This window comes from Streptomyces sp. NBC_01551, from assembly GCF_026339935.1.
Classification (GTDB): Bacteria; Actinomycetota; Actinomycetes; order Streptomycetales; family Streptomycetaceae; genus Streptomyces.
Map to the genome: position 1 here is coordinate 1885312 of NZ_JAPEPX010000001.1, position 16021 is coordinate 1901332.

11 protein-coding genes are annotated in these 16021 nt (G+C 70.3%); 4 read left to right on the forward strand and 7 right to left on the reverse strand.

The genetic code is table 11. The features are described from left to right. Positions 1–49 precede the first annotated feature (49 nt). Both OG982_RS08490 and OG982_RS08495 read left to right on the forward strand, forming a co-directional pair. On the forward strand, positions 50–1408 hold the full coding sequence (locus OG982_RS08490) for a carboxyl transferase domain-containing protein (protein ID WP_266788204.1): 1359 nt from the start codon (positions 50–52) through the stop codon (positions 1406–1408). A 45-nt stretch (positions 1409–1453) separates the two neighbouring features. Beyond that, complete coding sequence (locus OG982_RS08495; protein WP_266788203.1) at positions 1454–2098, forward strand: hypothetical protein; 645 nt, start codon at positions 1454–1456, stop codon at positions 2096–2098. A gap of 81 nt (positions 2099–2179) precedes the next feature. On the opposite strand, the gene OG982_RS08500 is transcribed toward OG982_RS08495, so the two are convergent. Continuing rightward, positions 2180–3442 carry an MFS transporter gene (locus OG982_RS08500; protein WP_266788202.1) on the reverse strand — a complete coding sequence of 421 codons (1263 nt, stop codon included), beginning with the start codon at positions 3440–3442 and terminating at the stop codon, positions 2180–2182. A gap of 214 nt (positions 3443–3656) precedes the next feature. Here OG982_RS08500 and OG982_RS08505 point away from each other — a divergent pair, with 214 nt between their 5' ends. Continuing rightward, positions 3657–4802 (forward strand): glutamate--cysteine ligase, encoded by a 1146-nt coding sequence (locus tag OG982_RS08505; protein WP_266788201.1) that lies wholly within the window; start codon positions 3657–3659, stop codon positions 4800–4802. Positions 4803–4872: 70 nt separating this feature from the next. On the opposite strand, the gene OG982_RS08510 is transcribed toward OG982_RS08505, so the two are convergent. From OG982_RS08510 to OG982_RS08540, 6 genes are read right to left on the reverse strand one after another with little or no spacing between them, the layout of a single operon-like run. Continuing rightward, complete coding sequence (locus OG982_RS08510) at positions 4873–6225, reverse strand: DNA cytosine methyltransferase (protein WP_266948235.1); 1353 nt, start codon at positions 6223–6225, stop codon at positions 4873–4875. 10 nt (positions 6226–6235) lie between these two features. Further along, positions 6236–8065, reverse strand: coding sequence for a DUF6339 family protein (locus tag OG982_RS30955; RefSeq protein WP_323139239.1), 1830 nt, complete (start codon positions 8063–8065; stop codon positions 6236–6238). Next, the gene (locus OG982_RS08525; RefSeq protein ID WP_266948237.1) at positions 8065–8916 is read right to left on the reverse strand and encodes a hypothetical protein; all 852 of its coding nucleotides are present in this window, start codon (positions 8914–8916) and stop codon (positions 8065–8067) included. The genes OG982_RS30955 and OG982_RS08525 overlap by 1 nt, the downstream gene beginning before the upstream one ends. Positions 8917–8957: 41 nt before the next feature. After that, entirely contained in the window at positions 8958–10895 is a 1938-nt protein-coding gene (locus tag OG982_RS08530; protein WP_266948238.1) for a hypothetical protein, read from the reverse strand. Then, entirely contained in the window at positions 10892–11917 is a 1026-nt protein-coding gene (locus OG982_RS08535; RefSeq protein ID WP_266948239.1) for a PD-(D/E)XK motif protein, read from the reverse strand. Before OG982_RS08535 ends, OG982_RS08530 begins: the two co-directional genes overlap by 4 nt. Beyond that, positions 11914–14475: a Z1 domain-containing protein gene (locus tag OG982_RS08540; protein ID WP_266948240.1), complete on the reverse strand. Its 2562-nt coding sequence runs from the start codon at positions 14473–14475 to the stop codon at positions 11914–11916. The genes OG982_RS08535 and OG982_RS08540 overlap by 4 nt, the downstream gene beginning before the upstream one ends. Before the next feature lie 469 nt (positions 14476–14944). Here OG982_RS08540 and OG982_RS08545 point away from each other — a divergent pair, with 469 nt between their 5' ends. Further along, entirely contained in the window at positions 14945–16021 is a 1077-nt protein-coding gene (locus tag OG982_RS08545; protein WP_266948241.1) for a hypothetical protein, read from the forward strand.

A 16021-nucleotide genomic window follows, 5' to 3' on the forward strand; every position in this document is an offset into this window, starting at 1 on the left:
CGGGCCGGCCGGCGGCCGCCACTTCGACGACAGGACCTAGGGTGGGCGCGTGACGATCCGCCTCTCGGCCCGCGCGGCCATCGCCTCCGTGAGCGACCCCGGCAGCTTCACCGAACTCCCCGCGCCCCACCGGGAGTCACCCCCCGACGGCCCGCTCGGCTGGTCCGGGTACGACGACTCCCGCGCCCGCGCCGCGCAGCGGACCGGCGAGGAGGAGTCCGTCGTCACCGGCACCGCCCGCATCGGCGGCCGCGAAACCGCCCTGATCTCCTTCGAGTTCGGCTTCCTCGGCGGGTCCCTCGGCGAACGCACCGGGGACCGTCTCGAAGCCGCCTACGCCCACGCCCGCGCGCACCGGCTGCCCCTGGTCTCCCTCATCGCCACCGGCGGCTCCCGGATGCAGGAGGGCATGCTCGCGCTGACCCAACTCCAGCGCGTGGCCCGCCAGTCCGTGCTCACCCGAGCTGCCGGGCTCCCGCAGATCGCCGTGCTGCGCGACCCCACCACCGGCGGCGGCTGGGCCACCCTCGGCGCCGGGGCCGACGTCGTCCTCGCGCTGCCGGGGGCGCAGGTCGGCTTCGCCGGCTCCCGGGTGCGGCCGGCGGACGCCGACCCGGCGGCGTACACCGCCGAGGGGCAGTACGCGGCCGGGCACGTGGACGCCGTCGTTGCGGCCGCCGGCTTCCCCGAGGTACTGGCGGACTGGCTGCGCCTGCTGGCCGGACCCCGCGCCGAAGGCCCCGTAGAGCCGGTCGAGCCCCCGGCGGCGCTGGGAGGCGTACTCGACGGGCCGCCGCCGGCGACGGGGTGGGAGGCCGTCTCCCAGGCCCGCCATCCGCGGCGCCCGCGCGCCGAGGCGTACCTCGACTCGTACTTCAGCATGCGGCGCCCGCTGTCCGGGGACCGGGCCGGGGGCACGGACCCCGGGATGCTGTGCGGATTCGGGCTGCGGGAGGGCCGGGCGGTCGCGTACGCGGCCCAGTGCGGCACCGCGACCCGCCCGGCGGGCTACCGTACGGCCGCCCGCGTCATCCGGCTCGCGGACCGGCTCGGCATCCCGGTGCTCACCCTGGTGGACACCCCGGGCGCGGCCAACGACGCGGCGGCGGAACACGCCGGCGCCGGCGCGGCCATCGCGGACACCTTCGCGGCGGTCGCGGCGGCCGCGGTCCCGGTGACCACCCTCCTGATCGGCGAGGGCGGCTCGGGCGGAGCCCTCGCGCTGGCCGCGCCGGGGAACACGTGGGTCACGCCGGACAGCTACTTCTCGGTGATCGCCCCCGAACTGGCGGCGGCCATCCTGAAGCGCCCCCCGTCGCAGGCCCCCGCCACGGCGGACCAGCTCCGCATCCGCCCCCAGGACCTGGTGGCCCTGGGCGTGGCCCGCGGCGTGGTCGGCCCCGCCTGACCCGGCTCCCCGGCGTTGTCAGAGGCCTCGGCCAGGATGTCCCTCATGACAGACGGAATAACCTGGCTGGCGGCCCCCCGGTCGATCGCCTTCGGCGGGTACAGCGTGGTGATGGCCCGAGGCCTCACCCCGCAGGAGCTCGTCGGGCGCCTCACGGAGACCGTGTACGGGCCCGAGCACACCGCGGTACCGGTGGGCGACCTCACCGGAGCCGACCTCCTCGCCCTCTTGGTCGACTACGAGGACATCGGCCTGCGCTACGGCCGCTGCGGCGACTGGTCGTACACGGTCGCGTACGGGGGCTGGATGGGCGAGTTCGGCGACGGGCCGCCGCTCTCCCGCGGTGGCGTGGACATCTGCCACCTGGAGTTCGAGGAGGAGAACGGCAAGCCGGTCCCGCCGCAGTTCGCGTACACCCGCGACGAGGTCCTGCTCAGCGCCTTCAACCTGCACCTGGACGGCTCTTGGGGCTATGACGGAGTCGACGGCGACCCCGAGACGGCCTCGCGCGTACAGGCCGAGCTGACCGCCGCGGGCCTCCCGGCGGACGAGGGCGCCTGCGACGACGCGGACGACAGGGAGGTCCACCGCACCGCCCTCGGCGTGCTGGAGCGCCACTTCGGCCTCTCGCTGCCCCGGGAGGAGATCGTGAGCGGCACGCTCCCGGCCGTACTCCTGGAACCGGCGTGAGCCCCGGACGGGCAGGCCCCCGCGGCGGCGGCCTGCCCGTCCGGACCTACCGCCGCCGCGGCGGGCGCACGCAGCCACGGATCACGCCTGCGGCGACCTCGCGTCGTACCGGGCGAAGTCGCGCCAGCGCAGGGCCAGCAGGAGCAGCACCAGTACGCATCCCAGCCCGCCGCCCGTGATCGCCACCGCCGGGGAGGTCAGGTCGGCGGTGGTCCCGGCGAGGAAGTCACCGAGCCGGGGCCCGCCCGCGACGACCACGATGAACACGCCCTGCAGGCGCCCGCGCATCTCGTCCGGGGTCGCGGCCTGCATCATCGTGGAGCGGAACACCATGGAGATGGTGTCGGCCCAGCCCGCCAGGGCCAGGAAGAACAGCCCGAGCCACAGGTTCCGGGTGAGCCCGAAGACGGCGATGGCCAGCCCCCAGGCGGCCACGGAGATCAGGATCGCCAGCCCGTGCCGGCGGATCCGGCCCTGCCAGCCGGAGAACAGCCCGCCCAGCAGCGCACCGACGGCGGGGGCCGCCACCAGAAGGCCGACGGTCTTGGCGTCGCCGCCGTACCAGAGCACGGCGATGGCCGGGAACAGCGCCTTCGGCTGGGCCAGCACCATGGCGGCCATGTCGGAGAAGAAGGTCATCCGGATGTTCGGCCGGGTGCCGAGGAAGCGCAGTCCGTCCAGTACCGAGGCCCGCCCGCGCTTGTCTCCCTCCCGCTCGGGCAGCATCGCGGGCAGCCGCCACACCGCGTAGAGCGCGGCGCAGAAGGTGACGGCGTCGATCAGGTACGCCGCCTGGTAGCCCCACCAGCCGACGATGACCCCGCCGAGCACCGGGCCGAGCATCGTCCCGGAGGTCATGGTCACGGAGTTCAGCGCGTTCGCGGCGGGCAGCTGCTCGGCCGGCAGCAGGCGCGGGATCATCGCGGAGCGGGCCGGCCCGTTGAGCGCCCCGCAGACCGCCTGGAGCGCGACGACCGAGTACAGCAGCCAGACCCGGTGGTAGTCGAGGAGCGCGGCGCCGGCCAGCGCGATCGACAGCGCGGCGAGACCGGTGGAGCTGTAGAGGCCCAGCTTGCGCCGGTCGACGGTGTCGGCGATGGCCCCGCCGTACAGTCCGAAGGCGACGAGCGGGACGAGCGAGAAGAGGCCGACCAGTCCGACGGAGAAGCTGGACCCGGTGATCTCGTAGACCTGGAGCGAGATCGCGAGGGCGGTCATCGCCTGGCCCATCCAGGAGATGGTGCCGCCGAACCACAGCCGTCGGTAGTGCGGGGAGGTACGGAGCGGGGTCAGGTCCGCGAATATGCGCGGCCGGGGGCGGGTTTGCTCGGAAGTACCAGTCACATCGGATGATAACCGGCGGCCCCGGCGGGCCCCGGGCGGCCGGTGGCCCGTTCACGCTCCCGCAACAGTCGTCCCACGCGGACCGGCGGCCCCAGCCAGGGGGCACCCTTGCCGGTAACTCGCCATTATCACCTGACATTTGACTGAATCGACGTGCGCTCCTCGCCTCTTGTTCAGCTCATGATGAAAAGACTCGTATGTCCAGGGAGGCGCAGTGATCGAACCTGGCACCAGCACCACGAGCACCAGCTCCCCGACCGACACGGTCCCCCTCACCGTCGGGGTCGAGGAGGAGTTCCTCCTCGTCGACGCCCGTACCTTCCGGGTGGTCCCGGCCGCCCCGCTCGTCCTCGACACGGCCGCCGGGCTTCCGCAGGAGCTGCACCCCGAGGGCACCCGCTACCAGGTGGAGATCTCCACCCCGGTCGCCGACTCGGCCATCACCCTGCGGGCGGAGCTCGCCGCACTGCGGCGGACCCTCGCCCGGGCGGCCCGCACGCACGGCTGCCGACTGCTGGCCGCCCCGTCGCCGGTCGTGGCCGTGGAGGGGCCGCTGCACCTGACCGACGACGAGCCGCGCCAGCGCGAGCAGCACCGGCGGTTCGGCGCGCTCACCGACACCCTGGTCAGCTGCGGCCGGCACATCCACATCGGCACCCTCGACGTGGACACGGCGGTCGCGGTGTCGAACCGGGTCAGGCCGTGGCTGCCCACGCTGATCGCGCTGGCCGCCAACTCCCCGTTCTGGGGCGGCCGTGACACGGGTCACGCCAGCTGGCGGGCGATGGCCTGGTCGGGCTGGCCGTCGGCGGGGCTGCCCCCGCACTTCACGTCCACGGCCCACTTCCGGCGCTCGGTGCAGACCCTGCTCGGCTCCGGGGCGGCCCTCGACACCAAGATGGTCTACTGGGACCTCCGGCCGTCCGGGCACTGGCCCACGCTGGAGATCCGGGCTCCGGACATGTCCCCGGCCATCGACACGGCCGTCCTCCAGGCGGAGCTGGCCCGCGCCCTGGTGGCGGTGGCGCTCCGGGAGATCGCCGAGCACCGCCCGGAACCCGCGCTACGGGACGACGTGCTCCGCCTCGCCCGGTGGCGGGCCGCCCACGACGGGCTGGAGGGCTTCGGCCTGGACCCGTACACGGGCGCGGAGCTCCCGGCGGCCGACCTCGCGGAGGCCCTGCTCGACCACGTCGCCCCGGCACTGGCCGCCGCCGGCGATCTCGACCACGCGGCGAAGACGATGGGCGACCTGCTCCGCGACGGCTCGGGCGCCCACCGCCAACGCGCGGCCTTCGCCCGCCGCCAGGACCTGACGGACGTCCTGCGCCACCTGACGGACGAAACGGAGAACTTCTAGCCCGCTCCCCCTGCGGCCGCAGGCTCACCCTCGCCTGCGGCCTTCAGGGCCGTTCGGAACGTGCTGCGGCCTACCCCCGGAGAAAGGCGTGGATCGCCGAGGCGATCGCCGTTCCGAGTGGGATGGGAACGGCGTTCCCGATCTGGGTGGCGATCTCGTTCTTGCTCCCGCACCAACGGAACGTCCTGGGGAATCCCTGGATGCGCGCCGCCTCGTAGTGCGTGATCGGACGCAGCTCCGTGGGGTGGAGGTAGCGGCCCTTCTCGGGCTTGAAGAATTCCGTCCGAATAGTCACGGACGGAGCACTCGTGCGAAGTCGACCCATGACGTCGCCCGTTCCGTTGGTGTGCCTGTCCCAGCTCTCCGTCGAGAGGTACTCGACAGGGGTCGTCACACCCGGCGGATTCGGCACGTCGAAGACCTGGACATCTCCGCTCTCCTCGACCGTGAACCACTTTCCCCGCAGGTCCTTCCGATTTCCGCCCGGCGGAATGGCCTTGTATCGGGCTATCGAAAGCGGCTTGGGATTGCGGCCGATGTGCAGCTCGGTCGTGCTGAAGGTGCCCGCGATCTCGGAGTCGATCTCGGCGATGCGCTTCTCCCTGTTCGGGAGTTCGGTCCCCCGGATAGAGAGCTTCTTCGATTCGGCAAAGACACTGCCGACGGGCTGCCAATGGCCGACGGCGCCATCAAGCCCGTCGAAGGCCTGCACGCCGTTACCCTTGGCGCTCTTCGGCGGCTGCTTGTGCGTCGCGACCGGATAGGACATGCGTCGGTCCTGAACCGCATCACGTCGGACCCCGATGACGATGGCGCGCTTACGAGCCTGGACGGCTCCGTGGTCCGCCGAGTTCAGGACATAGCGCTTGTTCTTCACCTCTGCCTTTTCGCCGAGCTGGTGCCCGGGCGGATCGACCAGCACGTAGTCCTCCAACTGGCCGCCCTCCCCGACCTCCCCGAGCAGGTTGAGGAACTCGTCGGATTTCACGAAGTCCACGACGTTTTCGATCACGAAGACCTTGGGTCGGATCGTGCGGACGACCCGTACGTATTCCTCCCAGAGGCGATTGCGTTCCACGCCCTTCTTGTCCCGGTTCAGGGCGGAGAATCCCTGACAGGGCGGACCGCCGACCACCACGTCCACGTCGAGTTCGGCCGCCGTCGGCTCCCACTCCTCGATCGGGCCGACGTGCACCCGCGCCTGCGGCAGGCTCGTGTCGGTCCGGCCGCTGCCGAAGTTCGCCGCGTAGGTCGCGGCGGCGGCCCTGTTGTGCTCGACGGCCGCGAGGCTGTGGAAGACCGGCCCCCCGTCGTTCGCTCCGGCGGGCCGGAATTCGTGGAACCCCTGGGTGAAGCCGCCACAGCCGGAGAAGAGATCCACGACGGTGATCGGGTCGGAGGTGTGGGAACGGGGTTCGCGCATAGGGGTGATCCTAGTCGTGGAGAGCCGCTGCGATGGCCCGCCCGACGGCGGCCGCGAGCGGCGGGGGCATGGCATGGCCGATCTGCCGATACCGGGACGTCTTGCCGCCGGAAAAGCGCCAGTCCTCCGGGAAGGCCTGGATCAGTGCGGCCTGGTCCAGAGTCAGTCGCGGCGAGCCGTCCTCGGGGAATGCGGAGTCGGGGACACTGTCTCCGAGGCTGGTCCCGTTGACCCGAAGGGCGGCCCATGCCTTCTTGCTTCCCGTCGGCCCCAGGTCGGCGCCGCCCCGTCGCTCCGAGCCCCCGACTAGAGCGGGCGCGATCCGATCGGCCTCCTTGGTCCATTGCGCCGCCCCCGGCCACCCGCCGCCGGCCATGGACGGGCCGAGGACGTCGCCGACCGTCGGAGGAACCTCGTGGTCCGGCTCGGGCCAGACGAAGCCGGCGGCGTACTCGTGGCGCAGGGCCACGAGGAAGCCACTGTTTCGGTTCTGCGGCACTCCGAAGTCCGCGGCGTTCAGGACGCGCCACCGCGGCTGATATCCCATGCTCCGCAGCTCGGCCTCGATCCACTGGCGCTCGTCGGCGAAGTTCTCGCCCTCCACCAGTTCCGGCAGGTTCTCCAGCAGGACGGCCTTCGGCCTTATCCGGAGCGCCAGTTGCACGGCGCGGTTCAGGACGTTCCGTTCCTCGTTGTCCTCGGCGCGGCCGACGGTGGCGGAGGACTTCACCCGTGGCAGTCCACCGCTCACAAGATCGACGCCGAGGATCTCCGGCCGGTCGTCGGGCCGAAAGTGACTCAGGTCCATGCAGATGACGTCCCAAGCCGGCCGGTTGAGGTCGATCGTGAAGCACGCATCGGCCTTGCTGTCGATCAGGACGACCGGATCGAATCCCGCGCGCTCGAGGCCGAGGGCTTGGGCGCCCGCGCCCGCGCAGATCTCCACCGACGTGAAACGGCGAGGGGTGGCCGGGACCCGGCGATCCTGTCGGGGCAAGGAGGGAGTCGAGGACGCTCCGGGTTCGGACGAGGCGGCTGCCACGGCGCGGCTGCCCGCATCCGCCGCGGACTCCGCTCTCACCCCGCCGACACCGCGCTGCGCCTCGACGGATTCCATGGCCACCCTGCGCAGCTCTTCGTCCAGGGCGTCTTCCTCCACCCCGTCGAAGAGGACGAACGGCGCCAGCCTGAGCAGCCTCTTGAGAAAGTCGCGCAAGGTGTCACGCTCGGTGACGGAGGTGAGGTCGAGCCCACTCCAAACCCGCAGGATCGCCCGGACGAGATGAGCGCTCCCGCCCAGAGCCGCCCGACGTGCGTAAATCTGGTCGAACGCCGCCTCCCCGAGGATGTCGAGGGCGTCGTACGGCTCAGGGCGGTCGGGGGAATGGACGAGTTGCGCCCTCCACCACAGTCGCCCCAACACGTGCCGGGTCAGATCGGTGCCGAGGACTCGGTCCCCCGGCGGCTTCGGATAGCGCCAGAAGGCGACATCGGGCAACAACACCAGGGCAAGGAAGGCCCAGACATCGGGCGCGGCCGCCTCGGCCGGCACCATGTCCATCTCCTTGTGCAGGAGGACGGCCAGCTTCAGGTCGAACTGCGCCCTGCGGGCCCGGTCGCTTTCACCCGGAAATCCCGCCTGCTCCGCCAGGCCCAGGACGAGTTCGCGCAGTTCGCGAAGTCGAGCGGGCGATACCCGGTCCCCGCCGGTGGCCACGTAGACCGCCGCGTCGTGGGCATCGGCCACGCGGCCGGTCAGCTCCGGGATCTCCAGTCGCCCGTAGCCCTCGAAGAGGGGCTTGGCCTGCGCGGAGAGCAGCCGAGGGTAGAGGAAACTCATCACGCAACCTCGAAGATTCTGACCGCCGCCTGGAGATCCGAGGCGAACAGCGCGGGCGCCTGAAGTCGACGCAGTCGGACATCCGTGATCGATTGCTCCGGGAAGAGCCGGTCGAAGAGACCCAGCAGAGTGGAGCCGAGCGACCCCTCGGGAAAGTCCGCCTCATCGACGAAGTCGTCGCTGTTGAGCCCGTGCTCGATCATCACGCGCGCCACGTCCGCGTACACGGCGGAGAGCACCACGCGGTCGACCGGCCGGGGCCGGGCCGCATTCCGGAAGGCGCTGGTCGTCACCGTATTGCGCTCGTTGACGAGCAACAGCAACGACCCCATGGTGGCGCTCTCGAGGCCACCGGTGATCTGCAGGTGCCACGCAGCCCCTTCGGGAAACGACGTGCGGGCAAAATCGATCACCGCCATGGGGTACTGAGGCGCATCACCCTGGAGTCGTACCGACGCACGGTCGCTCCACAGCACCGACCCTGCACGACGCGGCGCGGCCGGTCGTGCGGAGTCGAGCCGGTCGGCCAGGAGGAGTGCCGTGTCGAGACGGACCACGCCGCCCAGGTCCGCACCACGGAGACGGACGTCGAGCGGGACGGAAACGACCCCGGAGTCCGTCAGCCGCACCTGTCGCGCAGGCCCGCTGAGCCTGGACCCGGTGGCGGTCCACACCGTGGACAACATGAGCGGCGCGTCGGCGGGGAGGCCCGACCCGGAACGGGCACGATCCAGATCGACCCGCACGACCCTGACCACGTGCAGGTCCATGCCGTAGTCCCAGTCCGGCAGGGCGTCCGAAAGCGGCAGCTCGCCGTCCTCGACCACGCGGCGCCAGCCCTCGGCGCTCACGACGTCCTCGGGCGGAACGCGGTACGGCAGAACACGCCTGCTCACGGACCCGTCACCGCCTCGACACGGACGCCGATCTCGGTCATCGTGTCGGCCGCAGGCCTCACGAGAGCTCGCCAGACACTGTTGCCGCCCTCGATCACGCAGTCCTCCGGCTCGTGGAACCGCTCTTCATGGTCCTGCCAACCGATCAACGTCGGCATGCTCGCGCCCACGGGCGGATCGGTCTCACGAACCCCGGCCCCTGGGAGCACGACGGCCAGTTCGATCCTGACCCGTTGCTGCCCGGGCACCGGCAGACGGAACTCCTGGACTAGCACAGAGTCGGCAGCGCGATCCTCGTAGTAGGGCTCGCCGACGTACTCCACCCGTGGTCGGCGGCGCGGTGGCGTCGTCGTGTCCCCGGCAGCGGGTGCGCCTGGCCGTGGACCGTCGCCGACCGCAGTCGAGGACGACCGGCCCTCCAGGGATGGTGAGGAGCCTGCCGCCGGCTTGCGGCGCCGCGGGTCAGGGACGGTCGTGCTGCCGGGCTTCCCGTAGTCGGTCGCCCCGCCGATGCCCCAGGCACCTCCCACCAGCCCGGAAAAGTGGCTGCTCGCCGCTCCGAGGGCAACGCTGCTAGCACCGGGTCGGACAACGCCGTGCAGGCTGAGGAGACCCTCGAGTGCCTCGTCTATGCGGGTGAACGTCGTCTTCACGAAAGTGCTCTCCGGGTACGAGAGCGACTGGGGATGCCACGCGTCGTGTGTGGGAGGCTCGGCCTTCGCGTAGACCTCGTCCATGCTCACGTCGGCGCGAAAGACGCCCGCGTATCCCTGGTTCTCGCTCGGCGGCTTCGGCCCCCGGCGATAGGTGACGACAAGTTCGGCGGGACGCATGAGACACACGTGGTGGACAAGATCCTCGACGTCCATCAGTCGAGAGGCGCGCGTCGGCTCCAACGGCGGCAGGACCCGCTTGACCAGTCCGAGGCGACCCAGATACCGCTTGGGACTCTTGCACTCCAACCGGCTTCCCCCGGGTCCCACCATGTTCTCGTACGCGGCGACGAACAAGTTGAGCGGACGCGTCTGCCGAGGGTCCGGCACCGGCTGTGGAACGCCGTCGCAGGACACGGAGAAACGCATGGCCGACGGCTCGCCACCGACGGAGATCATCTTGGGCCACAAATGCCAGGCGAGCGAGTCGGCCAGGTACGAGGTGGCCTCCATCGGCTCGAGTTCGTCGAGGTCCGGGTCGACGACGACGATCGTCGTACCCGTCTCGGCCGGACCGAACGGCTTGAGTCCCAGACGGTGCGCGACGGACTCGGCCTCAGGGCCGACAAGCGGCTCCACCACGTCGCCGGACGTGTCGCCCCACCAGTGTCGCCCCGTGTAGCGCCGACTCCCCCCGGGCTCGGCCCCGGTGTAGCTCTTGTACAGCGTGCAGCCGATGAGCCGCGTCTCGGCGCCCTGCGCGGTCCGGCACCGCGAGTGCACCAGGACGGTACCCGGACGGGACAGGAGGAAGAAGATGCCCTTGCCGAAGCCGTACGTCCCGCCGCCCAGGGGTGTGTCCCGGGGCTCACCGATGTTGCGGATGAAGTTCACGAAGTCTCGGTCGGGCCCCACCGCCGCGTCGGCTCGGGTGGGCCCGCCCAGACCTCGTGTGCCTCGGTCGGACACGGCGAGCACGCGGATCGAACCCTGCTTGAGGGTGTCCCGCAGGGGGAAACGCTCCGCTCCGGCCGGCGCACCGTTGAGGAGCATGCGACGCCAGGCCTCGGCGTGCCCGGGGCCGACCGTCCACAGGTCGATCCCGTAGTCGATCGGTGCGGAGGAATCGAGCGGGCGCGCGTCCCAACTGTTTTGCGCCGACTCGCGCACCAGGATGGTGAGGAGGTCCAGCTCGGGGCGACCGAGCTGATTGCGGATGCCTTCGGCGGCGCTCGCGCCTTCCGGTGGGTAAGGCTGTGAGTACCAGGACGGCTGGATCACGCGGCTCCCTGCAACAGACTCGCGACCGTCCGGGAGGCCTCGGACGGTTCCATGGGAAGGGGGACCGCGCCCGACAGGTCGACGGTGTAGGAGACGTCCAGCACGGCCACGGGCACGCCCGCCGCCGTGAGCGCCTGCGCGGTCAGTCCGGGGAACTCCGGGCCCACCCGGTACCACCGTTCCTCGCGTACGACGAACCAAGTGTCCTGGTACCTCTCGGCGTCCGTCACGCGATATCCGACGCGGGCCAGCGAGTCGAGAAGGGCACTCTCGTCGTCGCACAGACGCAGCAGTCGATCGACGAGCCCGGGGACACTCTCCCCCACGGTGGGGCCGGCCGCGCGCCGCAGCCCCAGCCATACGAGCGACAGTTCTCCGCCCGTGGGCGCTTCGAGCTGGTCAAGGCCGTGTATCCGGGCTCGCCTGCCCTCATCGACCGTGCTCGTCTTCACCTCGACGGCATCGGTCGCACCAGAGAAGTCGTGGCGGTGGCCGTCGGGACCCGACCACAGGCGGTGTGCGCTCGGGTCCAGCTCCAGCAGCCGGTGCAAAACGGTGAGTTCGCCGAACAGACCCGCGAGTTGGTCCGGCCCCAGCAGCGTCCCCTGCGTGCGGAAGAGAGACCGCCACCGGTCCAACACGCGGTACAGCGCTTTGACCGGGTTCTCGGGCAGGTCCTCCGCGGCACTCATGATGTCGACGCACAACTCGGTGAACAGATCACCCAGGTCGTCGCGCAGGCAGGAGAGGTCTGCGTAGTACTGATACGTGTCCTCGTCCTCCAACGGCCGCTTGCGCAGACGCAGACCCGGGCCGTCGATACCGGCGCGCAGCCGCCTGTCGGAGGGGATCGGTATCAGGATGTGGCGTCGGCCCTCGTAGTCGATCCCGACCGCGAGCGGTCCATGGACAACGTCGACCGGAAGCGGGGCGACACGCAGACGCCCGTCGCCCGTGGGCGCCTCGGCCTCCAGCCCTGCCCAGCTCTGCGCCATGACCCGACGGAAAGTCTCCTCGCTCACGTGTCCTCGCCCTCGAGGAGACTGAACACGTCCTCCTCTTCAAGCAGACCCATGGGGAGCTTGGCGGAGATGTACTTCTCCACGGTGCTGTCCTTGCCCACCGACTCGGGGAACACGAGTCCGACGCCGATCACATGTTCTTCGGCCCCCAGCGCCTCACGTGACCCCTCCTTGGAGGGGTGCGGCTCGGAGTCCTTGTCGATCGGGTACAGCACCAGGAGACCGGTGTCCGGCGCCTGGGCCTTTCGTAGTTCCTTGATGCCCGCCTCGTTGAGCCGTGACGTCTCCCCGGTCAGGTCGACGGCCGCATCGCGGCGGCTCATCAGCGTCTTGATGTCCACCGTGCCGACCTTGGCACCCTTGCTCTTGAGCCGGGCACGCGTGATGCGGCCGACGGTCACGTCGGGCCCAAAGGTGTAGTCCTTCTCCCCGGCCGGATTGCCGATGACGGCGATGTTCCACCGCCCCAAGGAACCGGCGTTCGAGACCCGCTTGCGGATGTAGCCGATGATCAGGTCGGCGTCGTTCTCCGGGGAGTCCTCGTGGAACTTGTAGGTCTGCAGGAAGTCGACGACCGCCCCGTGAGGTACGTCGCGGAAAACGTACCGGCCGTCCTCAGGGCATTCATCGGCCCGCACGGAAGTGGCCACCGAGGCCTCGATCAGCGTGTGCGCGGCCTCGGCATTCCGGCGCAGCCACGCCGCGTCGGTCTGGAAGTAGTGGGTCTGCACGCGCCGGCCGCTGTAGGAAGAGGCAGCTGTGACGGCGTCGCGCATTTTCGCGGCCGCGGTCACCCTCAGGGACGGATGTGTCCGCAGACGGACGGCGAAGGTGAGGGGGTCCTCGCTTTCGGTCAGGTAGACGTCGATGTCGCGCCGCATCTCGGTCTCCACCGTGGCGAGGTGACGGAACCACTCGGCGAGCTCGTCCGTCATCCAGATCCTGGGCAGATCGGCGTAGCCGTTGCGGAAACCGAACCAGCGACCCATCTGCAGCAGGGTGTCGTAGGCGGAGACGGCGCGGACGAAGTAGCTGACGGAGAGACCTTCGAGCGTGAGACCGCGGGAAAGGGTATTGCCGCCGACCGCGATGGCGACGACCGGACCGTTCTCGTAGTCGAGGCGGTCTTCACTGCTGGAGTTGTCCATGATGACCCGGCAGTCGTCCAGGACTGCCGGCAACACTTGGAGCAGTTCGTCGAACAGCACGGGCTTCTCGCCGAACTCCTCGGCCGGGACGCGCGCGGTCTCCTCTTCCCACAGTCGTCGAAGTCCTTCGACGGCTGTGGTGTCCGTCAGGGACTGGGCAACACGCTTGCGCAAGTGCAGCAGAGGCCCCCTGAAGCTGTTGTGCACGGAGGTGTTGACGCTGGTGTGGATCAGCATCGTGTTGTGCGGGTTTCCCGTTCCGCGCACCCGCCGAGCTGCTGTGACCAGCCAGAAATACTCGACGGCGCGTCGCAGCGTGTCAGTGATCACGGGCTCGAAGCCTTCGACCTCGTCCCGCGTCATGGGACGCACGCACGGCACGTCATCCTCTGGAACGGACCTGATCATGTCGTGACCGTCGTCGACCTCGTTCGGATCCTCACCGTCGAGTGCGTAGCGGCCGAACAGGACCTCCGTACCGAAGTGTCCCTTCGGCTTGGGCAGGTTGACGACGAAGTGCTCGGGATAGAGGTCCTGGCTGCTCGGGTCGATAAGGAGGTTCGCAAAGGGGGAGGCCGTGTAGCCCACATAGGCGGACTTCGGCAGAGACTTCATGATGGACAGGATGAGCGGGTTGATCGATTTCGTCGCCACCGTCGCCTGGTCGGCCTCGTCATCGATGATCAGCGCCGGGCAGTCCTTGAGGTAGTCCGAGGCGCTCTCCAGCCATCGGGACAGCTTGCGCAGCACCGTGGCGTTCTTCTTGACCACGCACAGGACATGGGTGTTGTTGCTGCTGCCGAAATAGGCGGCCGGGTTCTGCAGCGGGGTGAAATCCTTGTCGAGCCCCGTCAGCTGGGACCACCGCGAGGGGTTCGGTTCCACCAGCTGCTGGACGAGCCGCGCCTGGGTTTGGCGCCGGAGGCCGTTGTGGATGCCGGCGAGGACGATGAACAGCTTGTAGCCGCGATCCGCTGCCTTCGCCATGACCGAGGTGAAGCTGGTCGTCTTGCCCGACTGAACGTAGCCGACGACCAGGCCCTTCGTGGTGAAGGCCCGTTCCTTGGGGTGATTGAGGAGGGAGGTGATCCGCGTGGAGGAGTCGTCAAGGCTGCGGATCGCGGGCTCCTGTGGCCAACCGTCCTTCCGGAGCAGTTCCGCGATCGCCGGCCAGTACTTGTCCCCCGGCTGCGGCCCTGTGTACCAGGTGTCCCGGTTGCCGAGGACCACGGACTGCGGCTCCTCGAGCTCCTTGATCCGGATCGTATCGGCCTCGTGTCGCTCGCGGATGCGCTGCATGACGTCCTGGCTGACGCCGAATGACTCCAACCGCTTCACTGCCTCAACCGGAGGGAAACGATCGAGAAGGGCCACGAACGTCTCGTAGTTGTCGTTGAACTCATCGGTCATAGCCTCGACCGCCCCCGGTTCTCGCTCGTCTTGGCCGGTGGGGCCCCCGGGACCCTTCCGCCTCCACGGTTGTGTTCGGCGAACGACGTGGGCGCCCCGAAGAGCGCGCACCGGCGTGGCACCCTCATGCAACGTCACACATTATTGAGTTAATCCGTCTCGCCGCACAGGTTCTCAGCCATGATCCACCACTCAGGGTGGCCATGGGCATGACGCGAATCAAGAAATATCTGCTGGAACAGGACAAAGGGTACCGATGGTTCGGAGGCGAGTGTCTCGGGCACTCCACCAACGATTCGGGCACGGGGCGCGGCCGCCGGGCAGTCAACGGCATCGTCGAGTACCGCGTCGCCGGCGACCCCTGCGGGGCCCGTCGCAGGACACGGCGACCGGGTGGCCGAGGCCCAGCGAGGCGGGTGCCCAGCGCGCACGCACCGCGCGCGTGCGGGGCCCGGGCCGGGCGCGCAGCATGGAAGTGTCGCCGTTCCACCACCGCCCGGCCGGGGCGATCGCCGCAGCCGACGCCGGTCAGCTGCCGGGGCGGGACGCCTTCGTTCGCCTGGAGCCCCGTATGTCCCCCCACCCGCTCCCGGGCCCGCCCAAGGCCGCCTCCGCGGCCTTCGCAGCCGTGCTGGCAGCCGCCCTGGCCGTCGTACCGGGCGGCCCTGCCCACGCCTTCACCGGCGCCAACCACGAGGAGATCACCCGGGCCGCGCTGCCCTGGGATCCCGTCACGCTGACCGCGATGGCCGACGCCCACGACGGGGCGATCAACGCCAACGACCGCCGCCCCTACTTCGACATCGGCCCCCTGCACTGCGACAACGCCGACTACCTCGCCCCCCGCCACTCCGCCGGCTACCCCCGCACCCGGGACGAGGCCTCCACGGAGCTCCTCGCCTGCGTCCGTACGTCCGTCGCCCGCTTCCGCGACGCGGTCCGGGCCGCCGACGGCCTCGTCGACGCCGACGGCACGGTGCGCGCTGGCGAGAGCGACCTGTCCTCCCCCTGCACGTGGGACGAGAAGCCCGGGCGCGCCAAATGCGCCGTCCTCGAACAGCTCGGCCGCGGCTGGCACCAGATCGAGGACTTCTACGCGCACTCCAACTGGAGCGACCGGCCCGCCGCCGGTCCGATCGGCCTCGACAACCCGCCCGGCCTGGGGCGTACGGACCACCCGCCGTTCCTCGACATCCGCCGCTACAGCGCCATGGACGACGCCGACTGGACCCGCGAGGCGCGCGAGCGCATCCCCGCGGACCTCACCACCGGCTGCTACCCCGACATCGACTCCACCGGCGTCAAACCCGCCGACTGCGACGGCCGCGTCGCCCACACCCGCACCCTGAACAAGGACACCGTCGCTTCCCCGCGCGCACGGACGGGCGACAATTTCCGCCGGGCGACGGCCGGGGCCACCGCCGAACTCACCCGCCAGTGGAACGACTTCAAGGCCGAGCTGCTCACGGCGTACCCCGACCACCGGCGCGGCGCACAGATGATCTGCGCCCTCGTCCACGACGCCCCGGCCGCGGCCTGCCCCTGA